At 38.8% G+C, this 25569-nt stretch carries 30 protein-coding genes and 1 pseudogene; 22 read left to right on the forward strand and 9 right to left on the reverse strand.

Annotated elements, in window-relative coordinates:
- Positions 1 to 57: 57 nt before the first annotated feature.
- On the forward strand, positions 58 to 693 hold the full coding sequence (locus MHH33_RS02535; RefSeq protein ID WP_342542862.1) for an FMN-dependent NADH-azoreductase: 636 nt from the start codon (positions 58 to 60) through the stop codon (positions 691 to 693).
- A 43-nt stretch (positions 694 to 736) separates the two neighbouring features.
- On the opposite strand, the gene MHH33_RS02540 is transcribed toward MHH33_RS02535, so the two are convergent.
- Positions 737 to 1111 (reverse strand): DUF2500 domain-containing protein, encoded by a 375-nt coding sequence (locus MHH33_RS02540; RefSeq protein WP_342542863.1) that lies wholly within the window; start codon positions 1109 to 1111, stop codon positions 737 to 739.
- 76 nt (positions 1112 to 1187) lie between these two features.
- Here MHH33_RS02540 and MHH33_RS02545 point away from each other — a divergent pair, with 76 nt between their 5' ends.
- Positions 1188 to 2210 carry a S66 peptidase family protein gene (locus MHH33_RS02545; RefSeq protein WP_342542864.1) on the forward strand — a complete coding sequence of 341 codons (1023 nt, stop codon included), beginning with the start codon at positions 1188 to 1190 and terminating at the stop codon, positions 2208 to 2210.
- 498 nt (positions 2211 to 2708) lie between these two features.
- Positions 2709 to 4871, forward strand: a complete 2163-nt coding sequence (locus tag MHH33_RS02550; protein WP_342542865.1) for an EAL domain-containing protein — start codon at positions 2709 to 2711, stop codon at positions 4869 to 4871.
- Positions 4872 to 5038: 167 nt separating this feature from the next.
- Here the strand turns inward: MHH33_RS02550 and MHH33_RS02555 are convergent, their stop codons facing one another.
- Positions 5039 to 5560 carry a YceI family protein gene (locus MHH33_RS02555; protein ID WP_342542866.1) on the reverse strand — a complete coding sequence of 174 codons (522 nt, stop codon included), beginning with the start codon at positions 5558 to 5560 and terminating at the stop codon, positions 5039 to 5041.
- A 249-nt stretch (positions 5561 to 5809) separates the two neighbouring features.
- Between MHH33_RS02555 and MHH33_RS02560 the strand changes: the two genes are divergently transcribed.
- The 5 genes from MHH33_RS02560 to MHH33_RS02580 all read left to right on the forward strand — a co-directional run bounded on the left by MHH33_RS02560 (position 5810) and on the right by MHH33_RS02580 (position 10383).
- Positions 5810 to 6118 (forward strand): helix-turn-helix domain-containing protein, encoded by a 309-nt coding sequence (locus MHH33_RS02560; RefSeq protein ID WP_016429701.1) that lies wholly within the window; start codon positions 5810 to 5812, stop codon positions 6116 to 6118.
- A 74-nt stretch (positions 6119 to 6192) separates the two neighbouring features.
- Positions 6193 to 7107 carry a UDP-N-acetylmuramate dehydrogenase gene (murB, locus tag MHH33_RS02565; RefSeq protein ID WP_016429702.1) on the forward strand — a complete coding sequence of 305 codons (915 nt, stop codon included), beginning with the start codon at positions 6193 to 6195 and terminating at the stop codon, positions 7105 to 7107.
- Positions 7108 to 7306: 199 nt separating this feature from the next.
- On the forward strand, positions 7307 to 9670 hold the full coding sequence (locus MHH33_RS02570; protein WP_342542867.1) for a penicillin acylase family protein: 2364 nt from the start codon (positions 7307 to 7309) through the stop codon (positions 9668 to 9670).
- A 27-nt stretch (positions 9671 to 9697) separates the two neighbouring features.
- Positions 9698 to 10045 carry a CrcB family protein gene (locus tag MHH33_RS02575; RefSeq protein WP_342542868.1) on the forward strand — a complete coding sequence of 116 codons (348 nt, stop codon included), beginning with the start codon at positions 9698 to 9700 and terminating at the stop codon, positions 10043 to 10045.
- The gene (locus MHH33_RS02580; protein WP_342542869.1) at positions 10042 to 10383 is read left to right on the forward strand and encodes a CrcB family protein; all 342 of its coding nucleotides are present in this window, start codon (positions 10042 to 10044) and stop codon (positions 10381 to 10383) included. The genes MHH33_RS02575 and MHH33_RS02580 overlap by 4 nt, the downstream gene beginning before the upstream one ends.
- An 89-nt stretch (positions 10384 to 10472) precedes the next feature.
- Here MHH33_RS02580 and MHH33_RS02585 read toward each other — a convergent pair whose 3' ends face one another.
- A complete protein-coding gene (locus MHH33_RS02585) occupies positions 10473 to 11453 on the reverse strand; it encodes a P1 family peptidase (RefSeq protein ID WP_342542870.1) in 981 nt (326 codons plus the stop codon).
- 98 nt (positions 11454 to 11551) lie between these two features.
- A complete protein-coding gene (locus MHH33_RS02590; protein WP_016429707.1) occupies positions 11552 to 11971 on the reverse strand; it encodes a universal stress protein in 420 nt (139 codons plus the stop codon).
- 296 nt (positions 11972 to 12267) lie between these two features.
- Between MHH33_RS02590 and MHH33_RS02595 the strand changes: the two are divergent.
- Together MHH33_RS02595 and MHH33_RS02600 are read left to right on the forward strand one after the other, a co-directional pair.
- A pseudogene (locus MHH33_RS02595) lies at positions 12268 to 12470 on the forward strand (hypothetical protein); the annotation flags it as partial.
- 37 nt (positions 12471 to 12507) lie between these two features.
- A complete protein-coding gene (locus MHH33_RS02600) occupies positions 12508 to 13626 on the forward strand; it encodes a GNAT family N-acetyltransferase (RefSeq protein WP_342542871.1) in 1119 nt (372 codons plus the stop codon).
- 40 nt (positions 13627 to 13666) lie between these two features.
- Here MHH33_RS02600 and MHH33_RS02605 read toward each other — a convergent pair whose 3' ends face one another.
- Positions 13667 to 13822 (reverse strand): lmo0937 family membrane protein, encoded by a 156-nt coding sequence (locus MHH33_RS02605; protein WP_342542872.1) that lies wholly within the window; start codon positions 13820 to 13822, stop codon positions 13667 to 13669.
- Positions 13823 to 14127: 305 nt separating this feature from the next.
- Here MHH33_RS02605 and mntR point away from each other — a divergent pair, with 305 nt between their 5' ends.
- From mntR to MHH33_RS02635, 6 genes are all read left to right on the forward strand, one after another.
- A complete protein-coding gene (gene mntR, locus MHH33_RS02610; protein WP_016429711.1) occupies positions 14128 to 14550 on the forward strand; it encodes a transcriptional regulator MntR in 423 nt (140 codons plus the stop codon).
- 24 nt (positions 14551 to 14574) lie between these two features.
- Entirely contained in the window at positions 14575 to 15441 is an 867-nt protein-coding gene (locus MHH33_RS02615; RefSeq protein WP_342542873.1) for a S1-like domain-containing RNA-binding protein, read from the forward strand.
- Positions 15442 to 15603: 162 nt separating this feature from the next.
- Positions 15604 to 16518 (forward strand): DUF1002 domain-containing protein, encoded by a 915-nt coding sequence (locus tag MHH33_RS02620; protein WP_342542874.1) that lies wholly within the window; start codon positions 15604 to 15606, stop codon positions 16516 to 16518.
- Between the two features lie 272 nt (positions 16519 to 16790).
- The gene (locus tag MHH33_RS02625; protein ID WP_342542875.1) at positions 16791 to 17759 is read left to right on the forward strand and encodes a ring-cleaving dioxygenase; all 969 of its coding nucleotides are present in this window, start codon (positions 16791 to 16793) and stop codon (positions 17757 to 17759) included.
- A gap of 33 nt (positions 17760 to 17792) precedes the next feature.
- Positions 17793 to 18074: a GNAT family N-acetyltransferase gene (locus MHH33_RS02630; RefSeq protein ID WP_342542876.1), complete on the forward strand. Its 282-nt coding sequence runs from the start codon at positions 17793 to 17795 to the stop codon at positions 18072 to 18074.
- Positions 18075 to 18403: 329 nt separating this feature from the next.
- Positions 18404 to 18871, forward strand: coding sequence for a DUF4064 domain-containing protein (locus MHH33_RS02635; protein WP_342542877.1), 468 nt, complete (start codon positions 18404 to 18406; stop codon positions 18869 to 18871).
- A gap of 126 nt (positions 18872 to 18997) precedes the next feature.
- Here the strand turns inward: MHH33_RS02635 and MHH33_RS02640 are convergent, their stop codons facing one another.
- Positions 18998 to 19480, reverse strand: coding sequence for a GNAT family N-acetyltransferase (locus tag MHH33_RS02640; protein WP_342542878.1), 483 nt, complete (start codon positions 19478 to 19480; stop codon positions 18998 to 19000).
- A 106-nt stretch (positions 19481 to 19586) separates the two neighbouring features.
- Between MHH33_RS02640 and MHH33_RS02645 the strand changes: the two genes are divergently transcribed.
- Together MHH33_RS02645 and MHH33_RS02650 are read left to right on the forward strand one after the other, a co-directional pair.
- Entirely contained in the window at positions 19587 to 20030 is a 444-nt protein-coding gene (locus tag MHH33_RS02645) for a GNAT family N-acetyltransferase (protein WP_342542879.1), read from the forward strand.
- A gap of 101 nt (positions 20031 to 20131) precedes the next feature.
- Positions 20132 to 20470: a hypothetical protein gene (locus MHH33_RS02650; protein ID WP_342542880.1), complete on the forward strand. Its 339-nt coding sequence runs from the start codon at positions 20132 to 20134 to the stop codon at positions 20468 to 20470.
- Positions 20471 to 20578: 108 nt separating this feature from the next.
- On the opposite strand, the gene MHH33_RS02655 is transcribed toward MHH33_RS02650, so the two are convergent.
- Positions 20579 to 21229, reverse strand: a complete 651-nt coding sequence (locus tag MHH33_RS02655; protein WP_016429721.1) for a LytTR family DNA-binding domain-containing protein — start codon at positions 21227 to 21229, stop codon at positions 20579 to 20581.
- 336 nt (positions 21230 to 21565) lie between these two features.
- On the opposite strand from MHH33_RS02655, the gene MHH33_RS02660 reads away from it, so the two are divergent.
- The 4 genes from MHH33_RS02660 (at position 21566) to MHH33_RS02675 (ending at position 24114) form a co-directional block, all read left to right on the forward strand.
- Positions 21566 to 22348 carry a helix-turn-helix transcriptional regulator gene (locus MHH33_RS02660; RefSeq protein ID WP_016429722.1) on the forward strand — a complete coding sequence of 261 codons (783 nt, stop codon included), beginning with the start codon at positions 21566 to 21568 and terminating at the stop codon, positions 22346 to 22348.
- A 95-nt stretch (positions 22349 to 22443) separates the two neighbouring features.
- Positions 22444 to 23208, forward strand: coding sequence for a membrane protein insertase YidC (gene yidC, locus MHH33_RS02665; protein WP_036660322.1), 765 nt, complete (start codon positions 22444 to 22446; stop codon positions 23206 to 23208).
- A gap of 50 nt (positions 23209 to 23258) precedes the next feature.
- Positions 23259 to 23507: a hypothetical protein gene (locus MHH33_RS02670; RefSeq protein WP_342542881.1), complete on the forward strand. Its 249-nt coding sequence runs from the start codon at positions 23259 to 23261 to the stop codon at positions 23505 to 23507.
- Positions 23508 to 23577: 70 nt separating this feature from the next.
- A complete protein-coding gene (locus MHH33_RS02675) occupies positions 23578 to 24114 on the forward strand; it encodes a superoxide dismutase family protein (protein WP_342542882.1) in 537 nt (178 codons plus the stop codon).
- 16 nt (positions 24115 to 24130) lie between these two features.
- Here the strand turns inward: MHH33_RS02675 and MHH33_RS02680 are convergent, their stop codons facing one another.
- Entirely contained in the window at positions 24131 to 24262 is a 132-nt protein-coding gene (locus MHH33_RS02680; protein ID WP_016429726.1) for a hypothetical protein, read from the reverse strand.
- A gap of 82 nt (positions 24263 to 24344) precedes the next feature.
- Positions 24345 to 25502 (reverse strand): 3-phenylpropionate MFS transporter, encoded by a 1158-nt coding sequence (locus MHH33_RS02685; RefSeq protein WP_342542883.1) that lies wholly within the window; start codon positions 25500 to 25502, stop codon positions 24345 to 24347.
- Positions 25503 to 25569 lie beyond the last annotated feature (67 nt).

Below are 25569 nucleotides of genomic sequence, written 5' to 3' on the forward strand. Positions count from 1 at the left end.
ATTGAAGATAAATAATTTTAAGATATATAACTTTCTAATAAAAAGGAGATCTTCCATATGAATGTTTTAGTAGTAAAAGCAAATAACCGTCCTTCTACAGAAGGCGTTTCAAGTAAAATGCACGATGTATTTTTAAATGAAGTGACTAATGCAAAAGAATTGAACATCAACACATTTGATGTATTTAAGGAAGATATGCCTTATTTCGGTCAGGATTTCTTTGATGCGATGGCAAAATCAGCTCAAGCTGAACCGTTGAACGATCTTGAACAACGTATTTTGACTGCAGCAAATAAAGCAATGGATGCTTTCTTGGAGGCGGATGTTGTGGTATTCGCATTCCCACTATGGAATAAAACGATTCCAGCTCCTTTACAAACGTTCATTGATTACATTTACCGTGCGGGTGTAACATTCAGCTATAATGAAAATGGACCAGTTGGTTTAGTACCGGATAAAAAAGTTATTATTTTAAATGCACGTGGTGGTGTTTACTCGACACCAGAAATGGCACCATCTGAAATGAGCGTCAACTATGTGCGTATGATCATGAATTTCTTCGGTATTACTAATATTGAAGAAGTCATTATTGAAGGGCACAATCAATATCCAGACCGTGCAGAACAAATTATTGCAGATGGAATGTCTGAAGTGAAAGCTGTGGCATCACGTTTGGCGAAAGTAACAGTTTAAGATGCAAAAAGGATTGGGCACATTGTGTCCAATCCTTTTCTTTTTACTCTTCTTTTTTCTTTCGCTCAAACCCTTTAAACCGCGATCCTTGAAAAGTGAGCATCCCCAAGTCTTCTTCGGCTAGTAACCCAAACTGGGAGCCATCGACGCCCAGTTCCATTCGATCTCCACTTTGTACTTGGAACGTCACGTAATACCACGTGCTTGCAGACGAATCTCCATGACCGCCGGAAGTTTCAGTGCGTTTCGTTACGACTTCAGCCGGTACGGTCAATACCGGTGATTGATTGTTTTTCGACCATTGAGATATTCCTTTGATTATGACAAAAATAAAAGTCCCGATTACTAAAGTGAAAATGAGAATGAAAAACGTAAAGAAAATGCCTGTTCCGAGTCCAGAAAACATAAATAAATCCATAATTTACAAACCCCCTGTAGTAAATGATACGAATTACGAGTAAAATAGTTTCAATATTAAAAAGAAGGTGACAACAATGATTTGCTATCCAAATGCTCTTCAACCAAGACAGACTATAGGATTCACTGCTCCTTCCTCCGGTGTAGAAGAAGAACTTCACCACTTGATTCATCAGAGCCAGAAACAGTTTGAAAATCGAGGATTTAACATAGAAATTGGGGAAACGGTGTGGACACAGCATAAAGCCGCTTCAGCCACGAAAGAAAAGCGAGCAAAAGAACTGAATGCGATGCTTCAAAACAAAGATATCCACGCAATTATCCCTCCATGGGGAGGGGAAATCCTACAGGAGATTTTGCCGCTTATTGAGTGGGAGCAAGCACAATCAAAATGGATTCTTGGCTATTCGGATACAAGTACTCTGTTGTTCGCATTGACATTGAAAACGGGTATTGCAACCGCACACGGAACGAACTTCGTCGACGTGAGAAGTGACGAATGGGATCCAACTACGAGTAGATTTTTGGATGTCCTATCTGCTGAAGAAGGAGCAATCATCCATCAAGCTTCTTCTCTCAACTATCAATCTGAATGGTCTCATGATAGACAACCAAAACCGTACGTTTTTAATCTTGATACTGAGACGAAGTGGGAAACAGTTTACAATCGGCCGGTAGAAATGAAAGGCCGCCTTCTCGGTGGTTGCATGGATACCATTCGCCATTTAATCGGTACACCTTACGGAGACGTGAAAACGTTCCAGCAAACATACTTGGCAAATGAACCAATCGTGTGGTTCCTTGAGAACTGTGATATGTCCGCAACAGATTTCCACCGTACGCTAATGCAAATGCAGCAAACGGGTTGGTTTGATTATGCATCCGGAATCGTTTTTGGACGCACACCAGCAGGTCAGGAGGTTGGGGGATTCACCACGCTTGATGCAATGGAAAGGTTGGCAGAATCGACAAACTTACCTATTATCTATAATGCTGATATCGGTCATGTGCCGCCGCAGATGACTTTCGTCAATGGAGCGTATGCAGTGATTAAAGCTTCAGACGGTAAAGGTGAAGTGACCATGACATTGAAAAAATAACAAAAAGCTGTTCTTCCCTGAAATAGAGAAGAACAGCTTTTCTTATGATAATCCTTGGCAAAGTATGAAACTCCACCGGCAATAGCTTGCAGAATAAAGACAACAAATAACAAGGTAATTAAACGCCAATCGAAAATAGCTGTAGTAAGAGAGTCGACTAAGTTTTTTGTAACTAAGGGAATGACTAATCCGGTTATCGTTTCAGCCAAGGCCAAAATAACCGCGAAAATAGTTATGCCTATAGGCCATTTGAGTGAACGAATCAATTGGAAAAATTGTGTGGATGATGAACTTTCAATCTTCAAAGTGTATGTCGTCCCTTCGTATCATTAAAATTAGTTAGTAATACCCAATTTTAATACTAATCTATCAGAGAAACATTGACTATCTTCCGACATTAATCGACAATAATATAGGAAATGAATATTGCATACATTTGGCATTTATATACAACATTTGGAAAATGAATGGATTGGGATAGATATGGGAGGTGACAATGTGTCAAATAGACAAGTACAAGCTTATTTTTTGTTGGTTATCATTTTATTGACAGTTGTTACCTTAACTATTTTTAATTATAAATCTTCAAAAGAATTTGTCCAAGAAACTGTAAAAAAAGAAAATCGTTTATTACTTGATAACTTTACAGATGAAACAAATAAGTTCTCAAATGAACGTGTAGCCGAGCTTGAGTTGATAGCTGATTACATAACGTTACTTAAAACAGAAGAAGACATCGTTCAGTTTCTGAAGAATCAGCGTGAAAAAATGCCGTTTTTTTCTTCACTAGGTTTCATAACTCCTGAAGGGGAAGTGTTGGCGGGAGATGGTTCTCGTTTTAAAGTGAATCAACAAGAATCTTTTGATCGTGCTTTGCAGGGGGAGCTGGTCTTTAGTGAATTATTTCCTTACTATCAAGATTCCACACAGTTGGTAAGTGCAGTCCGAATTCCTGTATTCCAAGACGGCAATATCATTGGCGTACTCTCTGGAGTATTCAATATGGGCAATCTAGTTGGTGCGATCGCATCAGATTCAAACTTACCGGGGACATTATATTTATTTAGAGAGAATCAAGTGATTTTCTCTAATTCCAATCATGATTTTGAAACAGCTGTACCTAATGGATCTCAAGTCCTGTCCCAAATCAACGCAATGGGTCAAGGGACCATCATAATAGATGAGAATAAAGCACATTATGTTATGTATCAGCATACTAGTGGCGGTTGGACATTTGTAGTTGACTCCTATAAAGAGAAGACTGTTCAGCAAATTTCCTCCATTTTTTGGCGTAATACGATGATTGTAGTATTAGCAATTATCTTTCTTTGTAGCATTCTCTATTATTTGAAACGTAATGAACAACGTGAAGAAAACATGTTGAAACGTGATTTATTAACGAATTTGCCAAATCGGGTAGTGTTAGAAGAACGTTTAAAAAAAGGATTGAACCCACAGAATTTTAAAAGGTTCACCTTGTACTTTATCAATTTAGATCGATTTAAAGATATAAATGAACGAAATGGCTATCAGTTGGGTGATAGAGTGCTATTTGAGACAAGTCGAAAAATCCAGGCATTTGCCGGCAAGAATGAGTTGTACAGAGTTGGCGGAGACGAATTTGTTCTGCTTGTACCCGCTCATTCGGAAGAAGAATTACGAACCAGGGGACTTGAACTAGTAAAATTAATGGAAGTGCCCATCGAATTATCTTCAACGGAAAGTATGTGGGTAACATTCAGTGTCGGGATTCGTAAGTCTCAATTAGGTGACTGGCCAGATCTAATGATGCAAGATTCAACATTTGCAGTACAAGAAGCAAAAAAACAAGGCGGAAACCGTTTTGTCTTCTTCTCTCAGGAACTTGCCAATCAAAATGAGCGTGTTCGTTTGATTGCTAACAATGTGGTTCATGCGTTAGCCAACAATGAATTTTTCATGGTCTATCAGCCGGTTTATGATTTATCTACGAAAAACATAACGAGCTATGAAGCTTTGTTGAGGTGGAAGTCTCCAACTATTGGACAAGTGTCCCCTGTGGAATTCATTCCTTTATTGGAAGAAAGCGAGTTGATTATTCCTGTTGGAAAATGGATTTTGCGCCAAGTGACGGCACAACTGAATCGTTGGGAAGCGGAAGGACACGAGGATTTTCAAGTGGCTGTCAATATCTCCGTCAGGCAAATGATGCATCCCGATTTTTTACATGATGTAAAATCCATTATTCACGAAGCTAATATATCTGCAAAGCGATTAATTTTTGAAATTACGGAAACCGTGGCAGTACAAAATAGTGAACTAGCCAATCAAATTTTGACCGAGTTAAACAATTTAGGTGTCAAAACAGCACTGGATGATTTTGGAACCGGCTATTCTTCTTTATCAATATTAAAAATCTTACCTATCCAACAACTAAAAGTAGACCGATCCTTTATCGTGAAAATGGAACTAGAAGAAGACAAATCACTGGTGATTTTACAAGGGATTTTGGACATTGCTCGAAATCTTGGGATGACCACTGTTATGGAGGGTGTAGAAACACTCGAACAGCTCGATTTATTGAAAAATATGGGTGCTCAAAAAATCCAAGGTTTTCTAATCAGCCAAGCCGTAGTGGCGGAGCTTGCAATTGAACTGCGAAAACAAACATGGCTGCATTAAAAAAGGAACTTCTCTCGAATGAAGAGAAGTTCCTTTTGTATTCTTTTGAATTAGAATTTTTCTACGTTATCTCATGTCTAGTTCCAAGCGCAAACTCGCACAAAGAAGGCTTTCAAATCAACCTTCCAGAGCCGGCGTCGAGTTAGAGTGGTGCCTTTCATCTTCAATTAAGCAGGATTTGCTTCAAGTTCTACAGTGATTTTAATGTCTTTTCCTACTAATACACCGCCAGTTTCAAGCGCTTGGTTCCATGTCAAACCAAAATCTTCACGGTTGATTTTCGTTTCAGCTGTGAATCCAACTACTTCTTGGCCCCATGGGTTTGTGCCTTTACCTTCGTATTCAGCTTCAAAGACAACCGGTTTCGTGATGTCTTTAATCGTTAAATCTCCAGCAATTTTATATTCGTCGTCATTTTTAGAGATGTTGTTAGCCACAAATTTGATTTCCGGAAACTCTTCAGCATTGAAAAAATCACCTGAACGAAGGTGGTTATCACGATCTTCGTTACCTGTATTAATACTTGCCACGTTGATGTTGAAGGCAATATTTGCATTAGTTAAATCTGCTTCATTCGCTACTACAGTTGCACCGAAATCACCGAAATTTCCACGTACTTTTGATACCATCATATGTTTTACAGAAAATCCAATACTTGAGTGAGCTGCATCGACATTCCAATTTTTCATTTTTTATTCCTCCATGTTGTTTTTTTATTCTCTATAAACTACTATATGCAGTTAATATCTCGATGTCAATAGTTCTTAATTAAGATATCTCGAATTAAAGATAATTATTTATTTTTAATAAACGACAATATTTATCTCTCTAAAAGTAAGTTGTTAAAAGTAACCTGCTATTAAAAGGTAATTAAATTACTGTATGGTTTACGTGGGTTTTTATTTACGTTATAATGACTAACTATAGAGGTGATTTCAATGAAAGAAACTACATTATGCCCACGTTTATCAAAAGCGATGGAACTTATCGGGAAAAGATGGACTGGCTTGATTTTATATCAATTATTAGAAGGTCCTCAGCGATTCAACGAAATTGAATCAGCTTTGCCGGTTAGCGGACGTCTTCTTTCCGAACGCTTGAAAGAACTTGAAAAAGAAGGATTAGTTAAAAGACATGTTTTTGCCGAAGTACCTGTGAAAGTTGAATATTCTTTGACAGATAAAGGAAAAGGGCTGAAAGATGCAATTGCCAACATCGAACAGTGGTCAAAAGTATGGTTATCTTAAAATTACTTGTCAAATAGATCGCCAATACGCATACTATGTAATGGAAAGAGTTAAGGGAAAGGATTTGGCTTTTCATGACTAAACAGCGTTGGTTTGACGATTTAACAGAAAAAATTTCACACGAATGTGTAAAAATAGATGAACCACTTTACTTGCACACGATGACAAAAATGGGTGGCCGGGCCGATTTATTTGTATCTCCGACTACCGAAGAAGAAGCAATTTTTGTTGTGTCATATTCCCATCAACAACAGATACCCATGCTTTTGCTAGGGAATGGATCCAATATGGTGGTCCGAGATGGTGGAGTACGTGGAATTGTCTTGAATTTGTCTAAGTTAAATGAAATAAAAATTGATGGTACGCGTGTATATGCTCAAAGCGGTGCTGATATCATTGATGTATCTAAAGCTGCAGCAAAAGAAACCTTATCAGGTCTCGAATTTGCGTGTGGTATCCCAGGTTCAGTCGGTGGTGCAATGGCCATGAATGCGGGCGCATACGGTGGAGAGATAAAAGATGTTATTTTCCAGTGTACTGTATTGACTCATGAAGGGGAAAAGCTGGTCTTATCGAAAGATGAGCTTGAGTTGGATTATCGCATGAGTGTGATTACGAAAAAAGGCTATTATGTATTATCTGCAGAATTTGACTTAGTTAGTGGAGATCAACTGACCATTGATGCGAAAATAGCGGATTTGACACATTTACGTGAATCTAAACAACCTTTGGAATATCCTTCAGCAGGAAGTGTGTTTAAACGTCCTCCAGGTTATTTCGCTGGGAAACTTATTCAGGATTGCGAGTTGCAAGGCAAAGGATTTGGTGGAGCTGAAGTGTCGACGAAACATGCAGGCTTTATTGTAAATAAAAACAATGCCACTGCTACTGACTATATCCAAACAATTGAAATGGTCAAAGAGAAAGTAAAAGAACAATTCGGTATTGAATTAGATCTTGAAGTGAAAATTGTAGGCGAAAATGAATAAATGAAGAAGCCTCTAATTCCATTGGGATTAGAGGCTTCTTTCATTCCGTTAAACTAAAGAAACAATCTGTAGAAGAATTATTGGAATAATACAAGTGGAATGGACTGTGACAGGTCATGTCCACTTGTTTTTTATTTGGAAGGACTTTTTTTGTATCAGTCGAAATAATATAGTAAGAAAGTATCAGGGGGAGAAAGAAGTGAAGGGGAAGAGAAAAATAGGAAAGTGGATTGCTTGGATTGTCGGCAGCATAGCACTGATTCTTTTAGCCGTAGTCATTTTTTTGAATGCCTACATCAGTAAATCCAAACCGCAAATTGAAGGGAACATGGCAGTGGATGTACTGGACGAGGAAGTAACGGTTACCCGTGATGAACAAGGGGTACCTCATATCAGCGCGAAAAGTGATGCGGATTTATATCGGGCTCAAGGATTCGTGCAAGCACAGGATCGCATGTTTCAAATGGATTTAGCGCGACGGCAAGCTAGCGGTCGTTTATCCGAAGTGGTGGGTGCAGCAGCGGTAACAACAGACCAGTTCTTCCGTACGTTCAGTTTGAGAGAAGCTGCAAAAGATTCTTGGGCTGGATATGACGAAGACGCAAAGCAAGTGCTCTCTTGGTATGCAGAGGGCGTGAATGCGTACATGGAACAGGCGAGCGAGCAAGGCAAACTGTCATTTGAGTTTAAATTACTGGAATATGAGCCTGAGCATTGGACAGAAGTAGATTCTTTAACAATCGGAAAATTCATGGCGTATGATCTTGGCGGGAATTGGTCGAGTTTAGCTGTTCGCCATTGGGCACTGGGGAACTATCCTGAAGATAAAGCTCGTGAGTTATTCATTACATATCCAGAAGATAAACCAGCGATTATTGCAGCAAATTTAGAGAACCAAGTAACAGTTGCAGGTCAATTTGACCCTACTGTTATTCCTAACGAATTCAATGGTAGCAATAACTGGGTGGTTTCCGGAGATAAAACAAAGTCGGGCCATCCATTGCTTGCGGACGATCCGCATTTAGGATTAAGCACGCCGTCCATTTGGTATCAAATGCATCTACAGTCACCAGAGCAAAATGTAAGCGGTGTCATCTTTGCAGGAATACCAGGTATTATTTTGGGTCATAACGACGAAATCGCTTGGGGTGTAACGAACGTTGGCCCTGACGTTCAAGATCTTTATATCGAAACACCAAATCCTGAGAACCCAACACAATTCAAATATGAAGGAAAATGGGAACAGGCTGAAGTTCGTAACGAACCGATTAAAGTGAAAGATGGTGAAACGGTTGACTTCGAAGTTGTCGTTACCCGCCATGGCCCAATTGTTTCAAATGTCATGTTTGATGTAGAAGAACCAACGGCGCAGTTCTCCATGCAATGGACAGCACTGGAGCCCACGCGGGAACTACAAGCCGTGCTGAATATGAACAAGGCTTCTAATTGGGATGAGTTCGAAACGGCATTGGAGGATTTTCATGCTCCCGCACAAAACTTTGTTTTTGCAGGAAAAGATGGAACCATTGCGTACAAAGCGAATGGTCGTATTCCGATTAGAAAATCGGGGGATGCCCAGTTGCCAGTACCAGGTGATTCCGAGGAATACGGCTGGCAAGGGTACGTTCCGTATGATGAACTACCGACTGTTGTGAATCCTGCTGAAGGGTATATCGCAACTGCAAATAATCAAGTGGTAGACAATTCGTATCCTTATCACATTACCGACTTTTGGGCTCAATCCTACCGCTATGAACGGATTGCGGAAGTATTGGAAGAAGGCGATGATTTCACGAAGGAAGATATGATGGCTCTTCAAATGGATCAACATAATCTACAGGCACGAGAGTTCTTAAAAGAGATGGTTACATCCGTTGAAAAAATGGATAAAGAAAATAAATATGATGATATAACGGATATGTTAAAAAAATGGGATCAAGTGGACTCAGTTGATGCTGCTGCACCTCTCGTTTTCCATAAATGGATCAAACAGTTGCCTGCCACTCTATTCAAGGATCAAATGCCAAAAGATATTTACGATTTATTGGCAGGGAAAGGCAATATTACGGATGCCATGATGCGTGAAAGTTTCCAAAATCAAGAAGGGGCATGGGTGAAGGAGCATGGAGGGGTGGATAAGTGGATGATGGATTCATTTGAAACTGCCGTCACTTCTATTACGGAGGAGTTTGGCAAAAACTCGGATGACTGGAAGTGGGGAGATTACCACCAACTCACATTTGACCATCCATTAGCAGGTGCGTCACCAATTTTTGCTTATTTCTTAAATCCATCACATGTGCCGATTGGTGGTTCCAATATTACGGTTCAAGCTGCAGGGTTTGCTGCAGATGGCTCGGTTGATCACGGGGCTTCTTGGCGTTTTGTAGCAGATATGAAGGACCTATCAAGTGCCCATCACATCGTAGGGCCTGGTCAAAGCGGTCATATGAAATCAAAATGGTTCCATAATCAAGTGAATGACTGGGCTGAAGGAGACTATCATGAAACGATGGTAAATGGTGACATACAAGATTCCCATACGTTAACATTAAAACCATAAGAGGGTATGTTAGGGCGTGTTAATCGTATGAAGGAATTTTTATTAGTGGGCATCGGTGGAATGCTTGGTGCATTATTGCGCTATAGCGTGATGTTGACTACGCCAGATACGCTTGTTTTATGGATAGTAAATCCAATCGGTAGTTTCGTTTTGGGATGGTTGGCAGGACGTGCTGCCATTACCGGAAAACCCGCTTCCGTTTTATGGACAACGGGAGTTCTCGGTTCATTTACTACCTTTTCAACTTTTTCTGCGGAATGGCTAGATCTAATGCAAAATCATTTTGTGTTGGCAATGGCTTATGGTCTTGGCATGACATTGACTTGTTTTGTTACAGCCGCGTTAGGCTATAAGTTTGGATGTGCATGTAAATGACACTTTTCTCAATAGTACTTGGTGGTTGTTTTGGCGCTATGTTGAGATATGCCATTTCCCTAAAAATCCAAGGTATGAAAGGAATTCTGTTGATTAACTGCGCAGGTTCCTTCTTGATGGGCTTATCCCTGTATATAGCCGTGGAAACGAGCTGGTTGCTCATATTTTGGACGGTTGGTTTTTTAGGTGCATTCACAACTTTTTCGACTTTTGCCGTTCAATTCATTGAAAGCTGGTCGAAAGGACAGCAACGAAAAGCAGTAGGTTATGCATTTTTCACCCTCGTCGGTGGTTTTTTGTCCGTCTCCCTCGGATGGTGGATTGGAACTGTTATATAGCGAATTGAGAATAGATTGTCTCAAACCGTGAATAGAGGGAAATATGAAAGTAGTAAAGGGTCTTCCGTGAGAACGGAAGTCCCTTTTTATTAGAAATCCCCTTTTTCAATGACTCTGCCTAAACGACCCGTTGTAGTTTCAGCGAAGCGAATAGACTGATAAACAGATTCTTCCGTAGCTTCAATCACCGCTTGGAATAGTTCATTCATAAGAGGATGATCATCCCTTAATAACGTTTGTGTTTCAAACGGATGATTTGATTCATGTGAAATGATATTGGCATTAGAGAATGCGATAACAATGTCACCACTGCCGTTATGTATGTGTGTACCCGTTCGGCCGAGTCCGATTGCTGCACGTTTCGCCATTCGCTTCAATTGACGTGCGTCTAGAGGAGCGTCTGTTGCAACGATGATAATGACGGACCCATCTGGTTTGTCCAAATTGTCTTGTGCCCAATTTGCCATTCGACACTCATGAGCACGACCGAAATTCGTTAATGTAAGAACTCCTACAGTAAAAGCGTATTCTTCATGTTTAGCAATTCGCGATGAACTGCCGATGCCTCCTTTCACCCCGTAACAAATCATCCCGGTACCAGCACCAACTGCACCTTGTTCAAAACTTCCAGGTGTAGCGTTATCCAGAGCTTCAATCGCATGTTCGGGGCGAACCGCCATAAGGCGCATCGAATTTAAATGACTATCGTTGCATTCTCCCACTACCAAATTAAGCGAACTCGTTGAATCTCCGATTGCTGGATTTTGTTCCAACATGAAGGAGAGTGTGCCCTCTAATACTGCTCCGACACTGAATGTATTTGTCAGCATTATGGGCGATTCCATTAATCCCAGTTCTTCAAGTTGAATGAGACCGACCGTCTTGCCGAAGCCATTCAGGACAAAACTTGCAGCAGGTACTTTATGTAGGAATGGATTTTGCTCATGTGGCAATATCGCAGTGACCCCTGTACAAATCGAATCTTTTTCATCCAAATATTGTTTCAACGTGACATGTCCCACTTTTACACCGGGAACATCTGTAAGTAAATTTAATGGACCTTTTTCCACTGGATCATCTCCTGAACGAACATAAAGACTGACCAATGAATTGGTCAGTCTGAGTTCGAGTTTATTAGTAAGTACTGAATTCATTTGCTTCAAGGTGTTTATTTGATTAGTAGGACAGGTGAATGTACACGTTTTGCCACTTTATGACTTACACTACCAAGCACCATTTCCTGTAGGGTGTTTAGCCCCCGGCTGCCGATTACCACGATATCGTAATTTTCCTGGTTCGCATGCTCCACAATGACAGGACCGGCTTCACCATGCAGCAATTTAATTTCAGTTGAAATCCCTTTGGACGTAAATAATTCTTTTATAGGCATAATCTTGTTTTTGCGATCTATATGCAACTCTTCACTACTCATGCTATGAATGACATCAGTCCTTGTTTTATCGTAATCCAAAACATATAACAAGGTAACATGCGCATCCGGACTTGAGCTCGCCAGGAAAACAGCGTGAGTTGCTGCTCTCTTCGAATGTACAGAACCATCTACGGCCACCAAAATTTGTTTATACATCCTCAACCCCCCTTAGTGAAGTGATTCTTCTCTGAACCTTATATACATGATATATATTCTCTAGAGTGAAAGCTAAATCCTTTATTTGCGCAGATACATTTTTATTATTTGGAGTAAGCGAAGCAATCTTTAAGTACTTCCTAAGAATCAAAACGACGGTGAAAGAAATTTGTGCGACCTGGAATGCCATTCTGTCTACCTGGAACCCAAAAGTGTCAACCTGGACCCCGATACTGTCTACCTGGAACCCCAAACTGTCAACCTGGACCTCGATTCCAAATCATAACGCTTTAGAAATGGCTGATGACCTGGAAAAACTTCCATATACCATTCAATTAAGCCGAAAAGCATTGCGTATTATTAAAGAAAACATTATGTTTGCATTAGGGTTAAAAATAGTGGCGTTACTGCTGATCATTCCAGGGTGGCTGACTCTTTGGATTGTGATCTTTGCAGATATGGGGCAACGTTACTCGTTGTATTGAATTCAATGAGATGACTGCGCATTCAAAAGTAACGCCGTTCGGGGGAAGAGCATGCGATTAACAGAATGGACAATGGAAGAGCAAGAACAACTGATACATTTTATGACCACAAATACCTGGCCATTTCACGGAAATTCAAATCCTGCGAGAGAAATTATTGAAAAGACTATTGAAGAGGGCGGGTACGAATCAGACGAAGTCAAAACGTTTTGGGTCGAAAATGATGAGCAGCAAAAAGTTGGTATTGTAAAAGTGTTCGATTTGCAAGATGAAATACCCGTATTTGATTTGCGGATTGCTGATAGTTATCGGGGTCATGGATACGGTCCCGCTGCTTTAATCAAAGTGGCGGAATATGTATTCAATTTGCCTGAAAAGAAAATTCGTGTGGAAGGGCATACTCGACAAGATAACTTTGCCATGCGCAAAACGTTTGAACGTGCAGGGTTTGTAAAAGAAGGGCATCTTCGAAAAGCTTGGTTTTCACCAAAAGAAAATTCCTATTATGATGCTATTACGTATGGAATAACTAGGGAAGACTTTATTGAAGGTACGACTACCCCGGTCTTGTGGGATGATCAGCAAGTACCTGAGAAATCGGAAGCGAAAGTACATGTCGCAATGCGTAATTTCCCGGATTCATTTGAATCGGAGAGACTCTTTATCCGTGCGCCAAAAGTTGAAGATGCACCATTGGTGTGGGAAAGTGTCAAAGTATCCCACAAAGCCCTCCAACCATGGATGCCGTGGGCACAAAGTAGTCAAAAAATCGAAGACACAACTGAAAATACAAGACAGGCTGTTGCCGATTTTGTCACAAGGAAAGATTTGCGACTTCATTTGTTTTTAAAAGAAACAGGTGAGTTTATTGGGGCAAGCGGCTTTCATCGTATAAATTGGGACATACCTAAGGTTGAAATTGGGTACTGGTTGGACAGTCGATTTGAAGGGAAAGGCTATATGACGGAAGCGGCTGAGCGCTTGACTGAATTTGCTTTCGAAGAGTTGGGAGCCAGAAGAGTGGAAATTCGGTGCGATACAGATAATGTGAGAAGTCGGGCTGTCGCTGAACGATTAAAATTTACGTTAGAAGGAATTCTGAAGCAAGAGTCGCTATCTGCGGATGGTAAATATATACGTGATACTTGTATCTATGCCAAAATCAAATAACATGAAAAGGGATGTCCGTAATATACGGACATCCCTTTTGTTACAGTTTTCGTTTACCCGTTACTAACTGTACGACTAAAATGATACCTGCAATTAATAAAATCAAGTGAATCAGACCGCCGCCAATTTTAAATACAAGTCCTAATAACCAAATAACTAATAATACGACGATGATCATCCATAAAATTCTACCCATTCAAGCTCATCCTCTCTGCATTTAGGCCGCTTTAATATTAGTAAAGTACCCCTGATATTTTCGCCATAAACCACTCAAACTAAAATTAAGTTGTTTTTTGTACGTTTCGGCATATATAGCTAGCACAACCTACATAATTAGGAGATGCAACTTTGTAATTAACTCTTTTGGGGAAGTATCTGCTGTTAATGATCATTCAGCGTCTGTGTAGATTTTAGCATCCTGTTGCACTTTGCTTTATTCATTGAGAACGATAAGCGACTATAGTACACTTATATAAGCTATGGAAAGAGAGGAACAGAGTGATGCCGACACCTAGTATGGAAGACCATATTGAACAAATCTATATGCTGATTGAGCAAAAAGGATATGCGCGTGTATCGGATATCGCTGAATCCCTTTCAGTTCTTCCTTCTTCTGTAACGAAAATGGTTCAAAAACTCGACAAAGATGGATACTTGATATATGAACGCTACCGAGGTCTGATGTTAACACCGAAAGGGTTGAAATTAGGAAAGCGGTTGGTTAAGCGTCATGATTTGTTGGAACAATTTTTGCGTTTAATTGGCGTACAGGAAGACAAAATATATGAAGATGTTGAGGGAATAGAACATCACTTAAGCTGGAATTCGATCGATCGTATTGCAGACTTGATTCAAGCGATGGAAGAAAACCCTGACTTTCTTCAAAAACTTGAAGAACTTAAAGAACAGCAACAATCAGAATAGGAAAAAGCGAAAGGAGTGTCCGCTATGAGCGAAATGATATCTGGAGAAATTGTTGACTTACAGATAAAGTCACAGGAATCTTCTAAATGGATATTATCCAATGGTGAAATTGAAGTACCAATCAATGGATCTGAAGCACCTGAAGGAGTTCAGGAAGGCGATACAATTAAAGTATTTTTATTTAAAGACCGTCGTGGCAATTTAAGTGCAACTTCCACATTGCCACATATCACAAAAGGTACTTACGGATGGGCAAGAGTCATTAAGATGGACGAGCGTGAAGGTGCAGTCGTCGATATCGGCAGTTCACGTGAAGTGATTGTGAAACCATCTGACTTGCCATTATTAAAAGAGCTATGGCCAAAAACTGGTGATCATTTATACATGACATTGAGAACCGATTTTAAAGGAGACTTATTCGGTCGACTGGCAACCGAAGATCGCGTAGCTGAAACATTCGTGGAAGCGCCGACATCTGTAATGAATGAAAATTTGAAGGCTAGAGCATACCGCTTATTGCCAATCGGTTCGTTTTTTATCAGCGTTCCTCAAGGGTACAGAGTGTTTGTTCACCACACGGAACAAATGGCTGAACCACGTATAGGTGAAGAAGTTGAAATTCGAGTGATTGGTGTGAAAGAGGATGGGTCATTGAATGGCTCGATGCTGCCACGAAAACAGGAGCGATTGATGGATGATGCAGAAACACTGTATCGTTACTTGCAGGATGTTGGCGGTAAAATGCCATTTACTGATAAATCAACTCCAGATGAAATTTACGACATGTTCAATTTGAGCAAAGCTTCTTTTAAACGTGCACTAGGAAAGTTAATGAAAGAAAAGAAAATTGAACAAAAAGATGGTTGGACTTTGGTCAAATCTGACATTTAAGTTTAAAATACACTTTTAATGGGCACAAAAAGAATGGGGAGAAAAATCTCGCCGAAACTTTTTGTGCCTATTCGTCGTATTATCAAAAGGGAAGCATATTCATAGACAGAATGGCTTGACCCATCACAATAAGAATTGTTCGTTCTGAGAGGAGAAATATCAATGAAAAAGAATATTGTCCGCTTTGCTTCATTTCTATTAGCTGCCTCGTTGCTAATGCCTTCTGGTGCTTTGGCAAGCACAGGTTCCTCATCTTCTGGAAATGTGATTAATGAAAAATTTGGCATGCCAATCGTCGTGTATGGAGCTGATTTAACAGAAGCTGAAAAACAAAGTGTCAAAGACAGTCTGAATGTAACGAGTGAAAGCGAAGTCGAGGAAATCTCAGTTAATGGCGATGATTTAGTTAAGTATATTAAAGATGGAGATTCATCAGCCCGTATGTTTTCATCCGCAAAAATTACACGCGAGGATGCAGGCAAAGGCTTAGTGATTAAAATCGTGACAGAAGAGAATATCACGCAAGTAACCGCTGAAATGTACGAAAATGCAATGTTAACTGCCGGAATCGAAGATGCAACGGTTGAAGTGGCAGCACCAAAGAAAGTAACGGGTCATTCCGCTTTAGTGGGGATTTACAAAGCATATGAAGTCAGTGGAGAAACATTGGACAAAGAGCGTACGGATGTAGCGAATGAAGAACTTTCCGTGGCAACCATTTTAGCTGATAAATCGGGTATTGATGAAGCAAAAGTAAGTGAACTGTTAACGGAGATTAAAAAAGATATCGCAGAACAAAATCCTGCAACTAAAGAAGAAGTTGAAAAGATTGTTCAAGATCAATTGGCGAAACTCCAAATTGAGTTAAGTCCAGAAGACCGTCAATTATTGGTCGATTTAATGGATCGTATTCGACAACTGGACATCGATTTCAGTAAATGGTCTGATCAATTGAATGACTTAAGCAAAACAATTGAAGATAAAATCGGCAACATTGTTGATAATGAGGGCTTTTGGCAAAGTGTTAAAAACTTCTTCAATAGTTTAATCGATTCCATTCGGTCATTATTTAATTAAGTGAAAAACCTCCCAAGTGGAGGTTTTTTTCATGTAGTGAAATGTATAAATCTTGTACATTCAGCTACTTTCTTTCAAGGCACAATTGGTCTAGCTCCAGTGCCAGAAAGGCGAAATATACGTTTTCTTCCTTCCATCGCCGGTGTTAAACTAGAGCGAAACTTTTCACTTTTCTACATTGAAACAGAACAATTGCGCATCCTTTAATTGCGTGATAAACTAAAAGAAAAAATATCTCGAATTCGAGATATTTTTATATAGGAGGAATTATTATGGAATTGGCCGGTATTCATCATGTATCAGCAATTACAGCGAACGCTGAAAAAAACTTTGATTTCTTTACTCGTATAATGGGTATGCGACTCGTGAAAAAAAGTGTGAATCAAGATAACACATCGTCATATCATCTGTTTTATGCGGATGCAGTAGGTACACCTGGGACGGATATGACCTATTTTGATATTCCGCACGCAGCAAAAACAGTACCTGGTGTTTCAAGCATCAGTAACACGGCTTTTCGCATAAAAAGTGAAGATGCCCTGGCATTTTGGAAAGAACGCTTTACGGAACACAATGTTTATTTCGAAGAAGTGATTGAACGTTTCGGAAGAAAAACGATGTATTTTGAAGACTTTGAAGGATCACGTCTCATGTTGGTAGTTGATGATGGAAAAGGAGTACCTTATGGAATCCCTTGGACAAAATCAGCGGTTCCTGAAGAATTTGCAGTTGTTGGATTAGGGCAAGTCACTTTGACTGTTCGCAAAGCGGAACAAACACAATTTGTCTTGACTGAAGTATTAGGTTTTACAAAAGTAGGCACGTATCCATCACCTATTCAAGGAATGCCTGAGATTACGGTTTTCTCCACTGGGGAAGGTGGGCCTGCGTCAGAAGTGCATATTGAAGAACGTGCAGATTTGCCAATGGAGCGACCAGGTCGTGGGAGTGTTCATCATGTGGCATTCCGGGTAAAAACGTTTGAAGACTATGATAAATGGGAAGAGTTACTCCGTTCAAAAGGATTTATGACTTCTGGCAAAGTTGATCGCTACTACTTTAAATCAATTTATTTCCGTGAACCAAATGGAATATTGTATGAACTGGCAACTGATGAGCCAGGGTTTGCCACTGATGAGTCAATGGATACATTAGGTGAAACCCTTGCATTACCACCGTTTTTGGAATCACGTCGTGAACAAATTGAAGCCTCACTTCGCCCGCTTTCATTGAAAGAGTAAATTATGCTAAACTGAAAAAAAGGAGTGGTGGTAATGGAGTTCCAGTTTAAAGAATTAGGTCATGATGCATACGCATTTGTGCATGAAAAAGATGGTCAGGCCTTAGGGGAAATTACATGGACGTTGCTTGGGGATGTAATGGTGATGGATCATACATTTGTTTCTCCTGCACTTCGAGGGCAAGGGGTAGCTAAACAATTACTCGATCGTTCAGCAGAATATGCTCGGGAAAACGTATATAAAATGGAAGCCGTTTGTTCATATGTCGTGTCTGCTTTCAATCAATCTGATGAATATGAAGATCTTAAAGCATAAAAAAGGCAATCCGCTAATTCATTTAGTGGGTTGCCTTTTATATCGACTTCGTCATATTGTTTATCCCTCACATTTGAGTAAAAATAAATAAAAATCCAGTTAATACGGAAGACCCTACCATTGTGTACATGAAATCTGATTGACTGAAAATTAATTTCTTTTCCATCTTGCATCAACTCCTTCCATTATGGTATTACTGATTGTGTACCCGTGCATTCCACTTTTAAAACAGGTTTATTCATAATTTCTTAAGGGAATAAAGAATAATGAAACCATATTACCTGTGGTTCGTACATAATATAGTAAATAAAATTTAAGAGGTGAATGCTTTGAGCAGAGCGGGAGAAGTAACATTAGGTGTAATTGGTACTATATTAAACGTCATTTTATTAATTTTTGCGACACTTACAGTTGTGGGGGCATCCAATGCAAACCCCGATGAATTGAAACAAATGTTAGAAAAAGAAGTAATGTTATCCGATCCGTCCATGACAGCTGAAGACATTGCTGTATTTAATGATGTTGTTGATGTCGGTCTGAATGTAGTCAGCGTGGTAGGATGGGTAATTGTTGTAACTTTACTTATCAGCGTCATTTTAAGTATATTGGGCGTAGTGAAAGTGTCCAAAAACAAGAGTCCGAAAGCTGCAGGAATCTTATTCATCTTTGCAGGGTTATTGTCAGGTATTTTGTTATTAGCGCCAATTTTGTTCTACATTGCAGCAATTATGTGTTTCGTGCGTAAAACACCAGTAGAAGATTCTTACTACAACAATGAAGTGCAACATCAAAATTAACCACAACAACCATTATAAAAAAGTGGAAAGCGCTAATCTAGTCTACATCTAGCGCTATCCATATACGGCTTTTACATGTAGTTTTAAGTTAATAGCTTAACTAGATAAGAAAACGCCTGTTAACATTTAACTGTTAACAGGCGTTTTTAAATTATAAACATATTTAGCTGTCGATAAAGGGTGTCCTTCAAAAAACTCATCGAACTCTTCGACACATGTAAAATTACTACGTTCATAGAATGTACGACCTTTTTGATTTTCGCTTTCAACGTAAACAAATAATTGTTGAGCATCTTGAATGTGTTGAAGTCCTTCATTTAATAACTGCTTCCCATATCCTAAATGCTGATGCGAAGGCAATAAATAAATGGCTGTCAGTTCGGCATCTCCATCTTCATCTACGCGCGTGAAATTGGCAAACCCAATAATTTCGTCATCATGAATAGCGACATACACAGATGTTTTTTCTAAACGTTTCATCATCATGGCATTTGAATAAGCCCGTTCAATAAATAAATCTTGAATTTCAGCTGGAATAATACCTTCATAAGTATCATGCCAACTAATCTTAGCGATTTGCTGTACCGCAGCAATATCGTCTTGTTTCATCGCTCGTATCAAATCGTCTCACCTCAAAATTCTTTCAACTATCATACCAAAGATTTCACTTGTATGCCATAGCTGTGAAATAATATCCTCAAGGGGAGTGGAAAATATGTGGACAATCAAATCATTTCAAGAGTTATCAACATACGAACTTTATACATACTTACAATTGCGAGTGGATGTCTTTGTAGTAGAACAATCATGTCCCTATCCCGAGATAGATGGATGCGATATGGATTCATACCATCTCGCTTATATTGAAAATGGTGAATTGCTTTCATATGCACGCATTTTACCTGCCGGGATAAAATATAACCGTATTTCAATTGGAAGAGTGATTGTGAACAAAAAAGCACGGGGGAGAGGGCTGGCAAAGCAATTAATGGAACAGGCAATATCTTTTAGCAGTGAAAAATGGCCAAACGGTGATATTCAATTGCAAGCTCAAACGCAGCTGAAACATTTTTATGGAACTTTTGGCTTTGAGGAAATTTCGGAAGAGTATAACGAAGATGGAATTCCACATGTCGATATGCTATTGCACAAGTTTTGATAAGTTCATCATTTTGCCATCATTATGAAGTGTTGAACATGAAAATAAGGGGTATCTAATAGTTATAAAAAGAAATTAGATTTTTTGGAGGATTGGTGACAATGGGAAAAGGAAATAATCGTTCATTACTGTTAGCCGGACTGGCAGCAGGAGCATATGCTTACTTTAGTAAACCTGAAAATCGTGAAAAAGCACTAGTAGCTTTCAATAATACGAAAACAAAATTCAATGCCTATATGGAATCACAAAAAGTGAATAAAACAGAATTGACGAAGGCAGGTCATTCAGAACCTCATGATATTGACGACAATAAAATGGTAGGCGAAAGTGCCATGACAAGTGTTCATTATTACAACGAGTCAGTCCAGGATAAAAACAAACAATCGGATTCAAATGATACAGATCCAATTGAAAAGAAATTGGATACGGAAAATGAATAAAAAAGAAGGCTACGCTACGAGCGAGCGTACCCTTCTTTTTTTTTGAAAGTGATTAAGGTCAAAAGTATCACCGTTAAACATACTAAAGAACTATTCGCGTGATTACATTTAGAATCCGAGGGATCTTCGGAAATAACTAGCATATCGCTGACTGACAGGAATTCTGGTTCCATCAGTCATCTCAAGTAAAAAAGTCGAATGGGAATCAGGTTGAATTTCTTTAATGAATGCGATATTGACTATGTATGAACGGTGACATCTGATAAAGGTTTCCGAAGAAAGAAACAATTCCAATTCACTTAAATTAAAACGGTGATAACCTTCCTTACTTTCGGTTTTCACAAACGTTTTTCTTAGCTGGGTTTCCAGGAAAAGGACATGTTCATGTTTAACAGGATACCAATTTTCATCCGTTTTTATCGTCATATATTGACTTAAAAATGGAGAAGGTTGATGGGGAAGTATTGCAGTTACTGCACCTTTGGTTTTACCCTCTTCGATAATGGGGATACTCATTCCATAATAAGATACACCAAAAAGATCAGGATCTATAAACTCGTTCACTTTTTGACCATATAAAAGAGCTTTATGTGTTGCCGTTCCTTCTTTTATCGGATCACCAGGAAGTATTTTTAAATCAATTCTTTTACTCGGTTGATAATACACATACTCGTTGGTATTTGATATCGCAATGGATGCTTGCTCAGGAAAAAATTCCTGTATGACTTTCATGATTTCATTTATTGATTTTGTGTCCAATTAATGCACCTCATTTTTAAACGAAATTCTCTTTTTCACACTATTTTACCATATAAAACACTTAGGGTCAGAGGAGGTATTTTCCTTGAAAAAAGCATTGTTCCTTCATCAGGTAAAGAATTAGCAGAAACCTATTAATATTTGTATTATATCTGCAAAAATCCTAATATATTAAATGTCTCTTGTTTCATTTGATGGAGCATGTCGTACAGATGTGATAAAATACCTAATATTACAGAAAATTTACAAAAAATAAAAAAGTAATAAAACTATATTCATAGATGACAATTAATTATATAGTTAACTAATATGGTGAAATACGGGTGGTGAGTTTTTATGCAGTTAAATCAATCAACAGGCAGTGAAACAATAGCTAAAAAATATATGAGTGAAATTGAAATATCCTCTCAGTTTGAAGGAATAGATGATTTCTTTGAATTGGAAGCTAAGCTTTTGTATGAAATTCACCATTTGGAAACGGAACAAGCAAAGAAAACCTTGCATCTAATTATCGATCTAATATCTCTGAGAGCAGGTAAGCAGACGATTCGTGGAGTTAAAAATTACTTCAATGTGCTGTCATCCATTATGGCGAGGAAATTATATGAAAACCAAGTGCCTTCAAAAAAGGCTTTTGCTTTTAATGCAGCCTGTATCGAAATGATTGATTTTCATATGAGTGACGCGGCATTCCTTCAATTTGCAGATGATTTAATCGATTTTTTTGTGTCCGTAATTTCAGAAAGAAAACAACCTACCTTCAGTCATCAAACCGTAAATAAAGTAATTTTGTTTATTAACGAGGAAGTAGAATCCGAATTGACAGTAGAAGATATTGCAAAGCATTTCCAAGTCAGCACGAGCCACCTATCACGAATTTTCCGGGAACATGTTGGGATTACGCTGGTAGAATATTTAAATGTCAGACGTGTGGAAGAATCACAATACTATTTGCGCCATACAAACAAAAGTATTTCAGCGATTTCAAGACAATATCATTTCTGCAATCAGAGCTATTTCACCCGAATATTTAAGAAATATACAGAGGTTACTCCTAAACAATTTCGTGACCAAAAAGAACATGAATATTTTAGGTTTACATTACCAACAACAGTTTAAAGAGTCGTCCATACGACTCTTTTTTCTCTGGATTTGAAATTTGGTAGTCATATAAGGTATACTTTTCTATAGTTTAAAAGATGAAGGTGAACCTAGTGAAGAAAAAAATCGGATTACTGTCAATGCTTGTGATGGCTGCCGTAGTTTTAAGTGGTTGTTCGGGTGTTGAAAATAAGGAAGGGTTTTTCTATGACTTTTTAGTATACCCTTTTGAATATTCGCTTAACTTTTTTGGTGATTTGTTTAACGGAAGTTTCGGCTTAGCTATTATTGCGATTACTGTATTGATTCGACTTATATTAATGCCTTTAATGTTGCGTAACTATAAAAATCAACAAGGCATGAAAGTCAAAATGGATGCAATGAAGCCAGAAATGGATGAAATCCAAAAGAAAATTAAAGCATCGAAAGACAAAGAAGAGCAAATGAAGTTACAGCAAGAGATGATGGGACTTTACCGTAAACATAATGTAAATCCATTAAATATGGGTTGCTTGCCTATGTTGATACAAATGCCAATCATTATGGGACTTTATTTTGCGATTTTGCATTCTCCAGAAGTAAAGGATCATCAATTCTTATGGTATAGTTTGGGATCACCTGATATTATCATGACGTTGATTGCAGGTGCTGTTTACTTCTTACAAGCAAAAGTGTCATTATGGACCGTTCCTGAACAACAAAAGCAGCAAATGAAGATGTTTGTGTATATCTCACCAATCATGATTATGTTCGTGTCATTTACATCGATGGCAGCTCTACCACTTTACTGGACAGTTGGTGGTTTACTGTTAATATTCCAAACCTATTTAGGACGCAAGTTTTACTCGAATCATCCTGAAAAAGCATTAGAAGAATAACATGAAAAAGTCGGTGGCACATTGCCCCGACTTTTTTTCTAGGAGAGAGCATGATGAAGACTAATTGGTTAATCGGTTTACTCATGACCGTTTTAAGTATATTGGCCATTGTATTTATTATTAAAGGGAACATTAACATGGCTGTTTTGTTCATGACCGCGATATTCGCCATAACGAATGGTTATCGTGCGATGAAGTTAAAAGAAAGTGGATTTGGCAAAGAGGCTAAGTGGATGAAATCGGTAGCCATATTGTTTGTAATTGCGTTTTTCGTAACACTTTTAATGATGTTTCTTTAAAAGTGTATAAACTATAAATTTTAAGCCATCATGCTAATGAGAGACTATATTCATGCATGGAGGTTTTTAGATGAAAAAATGGATGATAGTATGTGTTGCCATACTCATATCAGGATGCATTCCCCAAAATGATTCAATTCCAGTAAGTGGTGTGATTGAACATTCTCTTGCAACCACTATTGTAGATGCCACTGGTAAAGGAATAGGTTCAGCAGAGTTAACCGAAACAGAATCGGGGGTTAGAATTCATCTAATGCTGAAAGGACTAACACCAGGAGTCAAAGCAGTTCATTTCCATGAAGTAGGAAAGTGTGAATATCCGAAGTTTACAACTTCAGGAAGTCATGTGAATCCTGCAAAAAAACAACATGGTTTTGAGAATCCCAAAGGGTTTCATGCCGGAGACCTTCCTAATTTGACCGTGAACGAAAATGGCGAAGTAGATTTAGAAATTACTTCTCCGCATGTGACACTAGAAAAAGGAAAATCAAATTCATTACTTGATGATGATGGAAGTGCATTAGTGATTCATGAAAAAGCAGATGATTATGTGACGGATCCTTCAGGGAACTCGGGAGATCGAATTGCTTGTGGAGTACTCAAATAAAAAACGTTCGTAACCTTTAACGGTTGCGAACGTTTTTCTGTTTATTGTCTCTGTTTTTGTCTCGGGTTCTATCTTCTTTACGGTTTTCTAAGAGTTCATCTAATTGATGCATTAATAGTAGCACGTCGAACTTTGAGATTCGTGACATATAGACACACTCCTGTCTCGATTTTGTTACTATATGATTCGTATTGCAAGATAGTTTTCTGTCCGTCTAATGAAAAAAGTTGTTAATATGAGAACTTTTTTCTTGTAAGCAGTACGATTACGATGGATGGAATGGAACATAACGTCATGCCCAAGAAAGCGGCCCCTGGATGAATTTCATATAAATATCCGCCTGCCAACGTCAATATAGCAGTACTTAAACTAAAGGCAAATGCGGCATACATTCCTTGAGCCGCAGGGATGTCACTGGGAGATAGACTCCTTGAAATATACTGGATAAAGGCATAATGCGCCACACCAAAAGAAGCAGCGTGAAGCAACTGAGAGATGTTAAATACCCAAACGTTGGGGAAAAGATAGATCAAGACCCAACGAATAGTGGATCCGATGCCAGCAATCAAAAACATGGTAGACACTTTGGTGTTGGCGAAGAGTTTGTCTGCTCTAGTGAAAAATAAAATTTCCAAAAGAACCGCAACATTTAAAACTAACCCAATATATAAACTGTTCACGCCAAGATCTTGTAAGTAGATATAACCAAAGTTGTAATAGGAAGCATGGGCTCCTTGGAGTAATATAGCAAGAATCAACACGGTTACAAAAGGTTTGGAAGAAAGTAAACGTTTGAAATTGGATTTTCTGTTTTCTCCATCAATAGACTTGTGTTTCACGGTAAGAGAAACAGGAGCTGGACGCGTATGCGAAACCCACATAAAAGCAAGTCCAGCCAACATAACCCATAGAATAGCCTGTTCCGACCATATAGCCACAACCGCTCCGATGAGTAAGAGACCTACCGTATAGCCAATTGAACCAAAGGAACGACTTTTTCCGTAATGTATTTGTTCATTTTGAATTAAAACTGATGCGCTACTTTCCATCGCAGGAAGCAAATTTGGATAAACGAAATTAAAAGCAATAGTGATAAGTAGTAATGACACGAATGTGTTGGCGGGAATATACAATGCCATGACCAACAATGACAAAAATGCCGTCCACATCATCACTACACGAAGAGAGAAGATTTTCGTAGCTGCAGGAAATAACACAAATGTAGATATGGCACGCGCCAGCATTCCTGCCCCCATAATAAGACTTGCATGAGAAACGGAAAGCCCTTTTTCAGTTGTTAACCAGCCTGTCCAAAAGGGGAGGAATACGCCCCATGTAAAGAAGAAGGCGAAGAAATTAGTAGATAACCATTTTTGCGAATTTATCATAAATGAAACCTCTTATCTATTTCAATAGTCTAATGTATTATAGCGAAAAAATATTGATGGGTGTCAT

This window comes from Paenisporosarcina sp. FSL H8-0542 (assembly GCF_038632915.1).
Lineage (GTDB): Bacteria > Bacillota > Bacilli > Bacillales_A > Planococcaceae > Paenisporosarcina.

Excerpts from the sequence above, each read along its gene's own strand:
- MHH33_RS02535 (WP_342542862.1), top strand. The coding sequence starts at position 58 with ATGAATGTTTTAGTAGTAAAAGCAAATAACCGTCCTTCTACAGAAGGC.
- MHH33_RS02540 (WP_342542863.1), bottom strand. The coding sequence starts at position 1,111 with ATGGATTTATTTATGTTTTCTGGACTCGGAACAGGCATTTTCTTTACG.
- MHH33_RS02545 (WP_342542864.1), top strand. The coding sequence starts at position 1,188 with ATGATTTGCTATCCAAATGCTCTTCAACCAAGACAGACTATAGGATTC.
- MHH33_RS02555 (WP_342542866.1), bottom strand. The coding sequence starts at position 5,560 with ATGAAAAATTGGAATGTCGATGCAGCTCACTCAAGTATTGGATTTTCT.
- MHH33_RS02560 (WP_016429701.1), top strand. The coding sequence starts at position 5,810 with ATGAAAGAAACTACATTATGCCCACGTTTATCAAAAGCGATGGAACTT.
- murB (WP_016429702.1), top strand. The coding sequence starts at position 6,193 with ATGACTAAACAGCGTTGGTTTGACGATTTAACAGAAAAAATTTCACAC.
- MHH33_RS02575 (WP_342542868.1), top strand. The coding sequence starts at position 9,698 with ATGAAGGAATTTTTATTAGTGGGCATCGGTGGAATGCTTGGTGCATTA.
- MHH33_RS02580 (WP_342542869.1), top strand. The coding sequence starts at position 10,042 with ATGACACTTTTCTCAATAGTACTTGGTGGTTGTTTTGGCGCTATGTTG.
- MHH33_RS02590 (WP_016429707.1), bottom strand. The coding sequence starts at position 11,971 with ATGTATAAACAAATTTTGGTGGCCGTAGATGGTTCTGTACATTCGAAG.
- MHH33_RS02600 (WP_342542871.1), top strand. The coding sequence starts at position 12,508 with ATGCGATTAACAGAATGGACAATGGAAGAGCAAGAACAACTGATACAT.
- MHH33_RS02605 (WP_342542872.1), bottom strand. The coding sequence starts at position 13,822 with ATGGGTAGAATTTTATGGATGATCATCGTCGTATTATTAGTTATTTGG.
- mntR (WP_016429711.1), top strand. The coding sequence starts at position 14,128 with ATGCCGACACCTAGTATGGAAGACCATATTGAACAAATCTATATGCTG.
- MHH33_RS02615 (WP_342542873.1), top strand. The coding sequence starts at position 14,575 with ATGAGCGAAATGATATCTGGAGAAATTGTTGACTTACAGATAAAGTCA.
- MHH33_RS02620 (WP_342542874.1), top strand. The coding sequence starts at position 15,604 with ATGAAAAAGAATATTGTCCGCTTTGCTTCATTTCTATTAGCTGCCTCG.
- MHH33_RS02625 (WP_342542875.1), top strand. The coding sequence starts at position 16,791 with ATGGAATTGGCCGGTATTCATCATGTATCAGCAATTACAGCGAACGCT.
- MHH33_RS02630 (WP_342542876.1), top strand. The coding sequence starts at position 17,793 with ATGGAGTTCCAGTTTAAAGAATTAGGTCATGATGCATACGCATTTGTG.
- MHH33_RS02640 (WP_342542878.1), bottom strand. The coding sequence starts at position 19,480 with ATGAAACAAGACGATATTGCTGCGGTACAGCAAATCGCTAAGATTAGT.
- MHH33_RS02645 (WP_342542879.1), top strand. The coding sequence starts at position 19,587 with ATGTGGACAATCAAATCATTTCAAGAGTTATCAACATACGAACTTTAT.
- MHH33_RS02650 (WP_342542880.1), top strand. The coding sequence starts at position 20,132 with ATGGGAAAAGGAAATAATCGTTCATTACTGTTAGCCGGACTGGCAGCA.
- MHH33_RS02660 (WP_016429722.1), top strand. The coding sequence starts at position 21,566 with ATGCAGTTAAATCAATCAACAGGCAGTGAAACAATAGCTAAAAAATAT.
- MHH33_RS02670 (WP_342542881.1), top strand. The coding sequence starts at position 23,259 with ATGATGAAGACTAATTGGTTAATCGGTTTACTCATGACCGTTTTAAGT.
- MHH33_RS02675 (WP_342542882.1), top strand. The coding sequence starts at position 23,578 with ATGAAAAAATGGATGATAGTATGTGTTGCCATACTCATATCAGGATGC.
- MHH33_RS02680 (WP_016429726.1), bottom strand. The coding sequence starts at position 24,262 with ATGTCACGAATCTCAAAGTTCGACGTGCTACTATTAATGCATCAATTA.
- MHH33_RS02685 (WP_342542883.1), bottom strand. The coding sequence starts at position 25,502 with ATGATAAATTCGCAAAAATGGTTATCTACTAATTTCTTCGCCTTCTTC.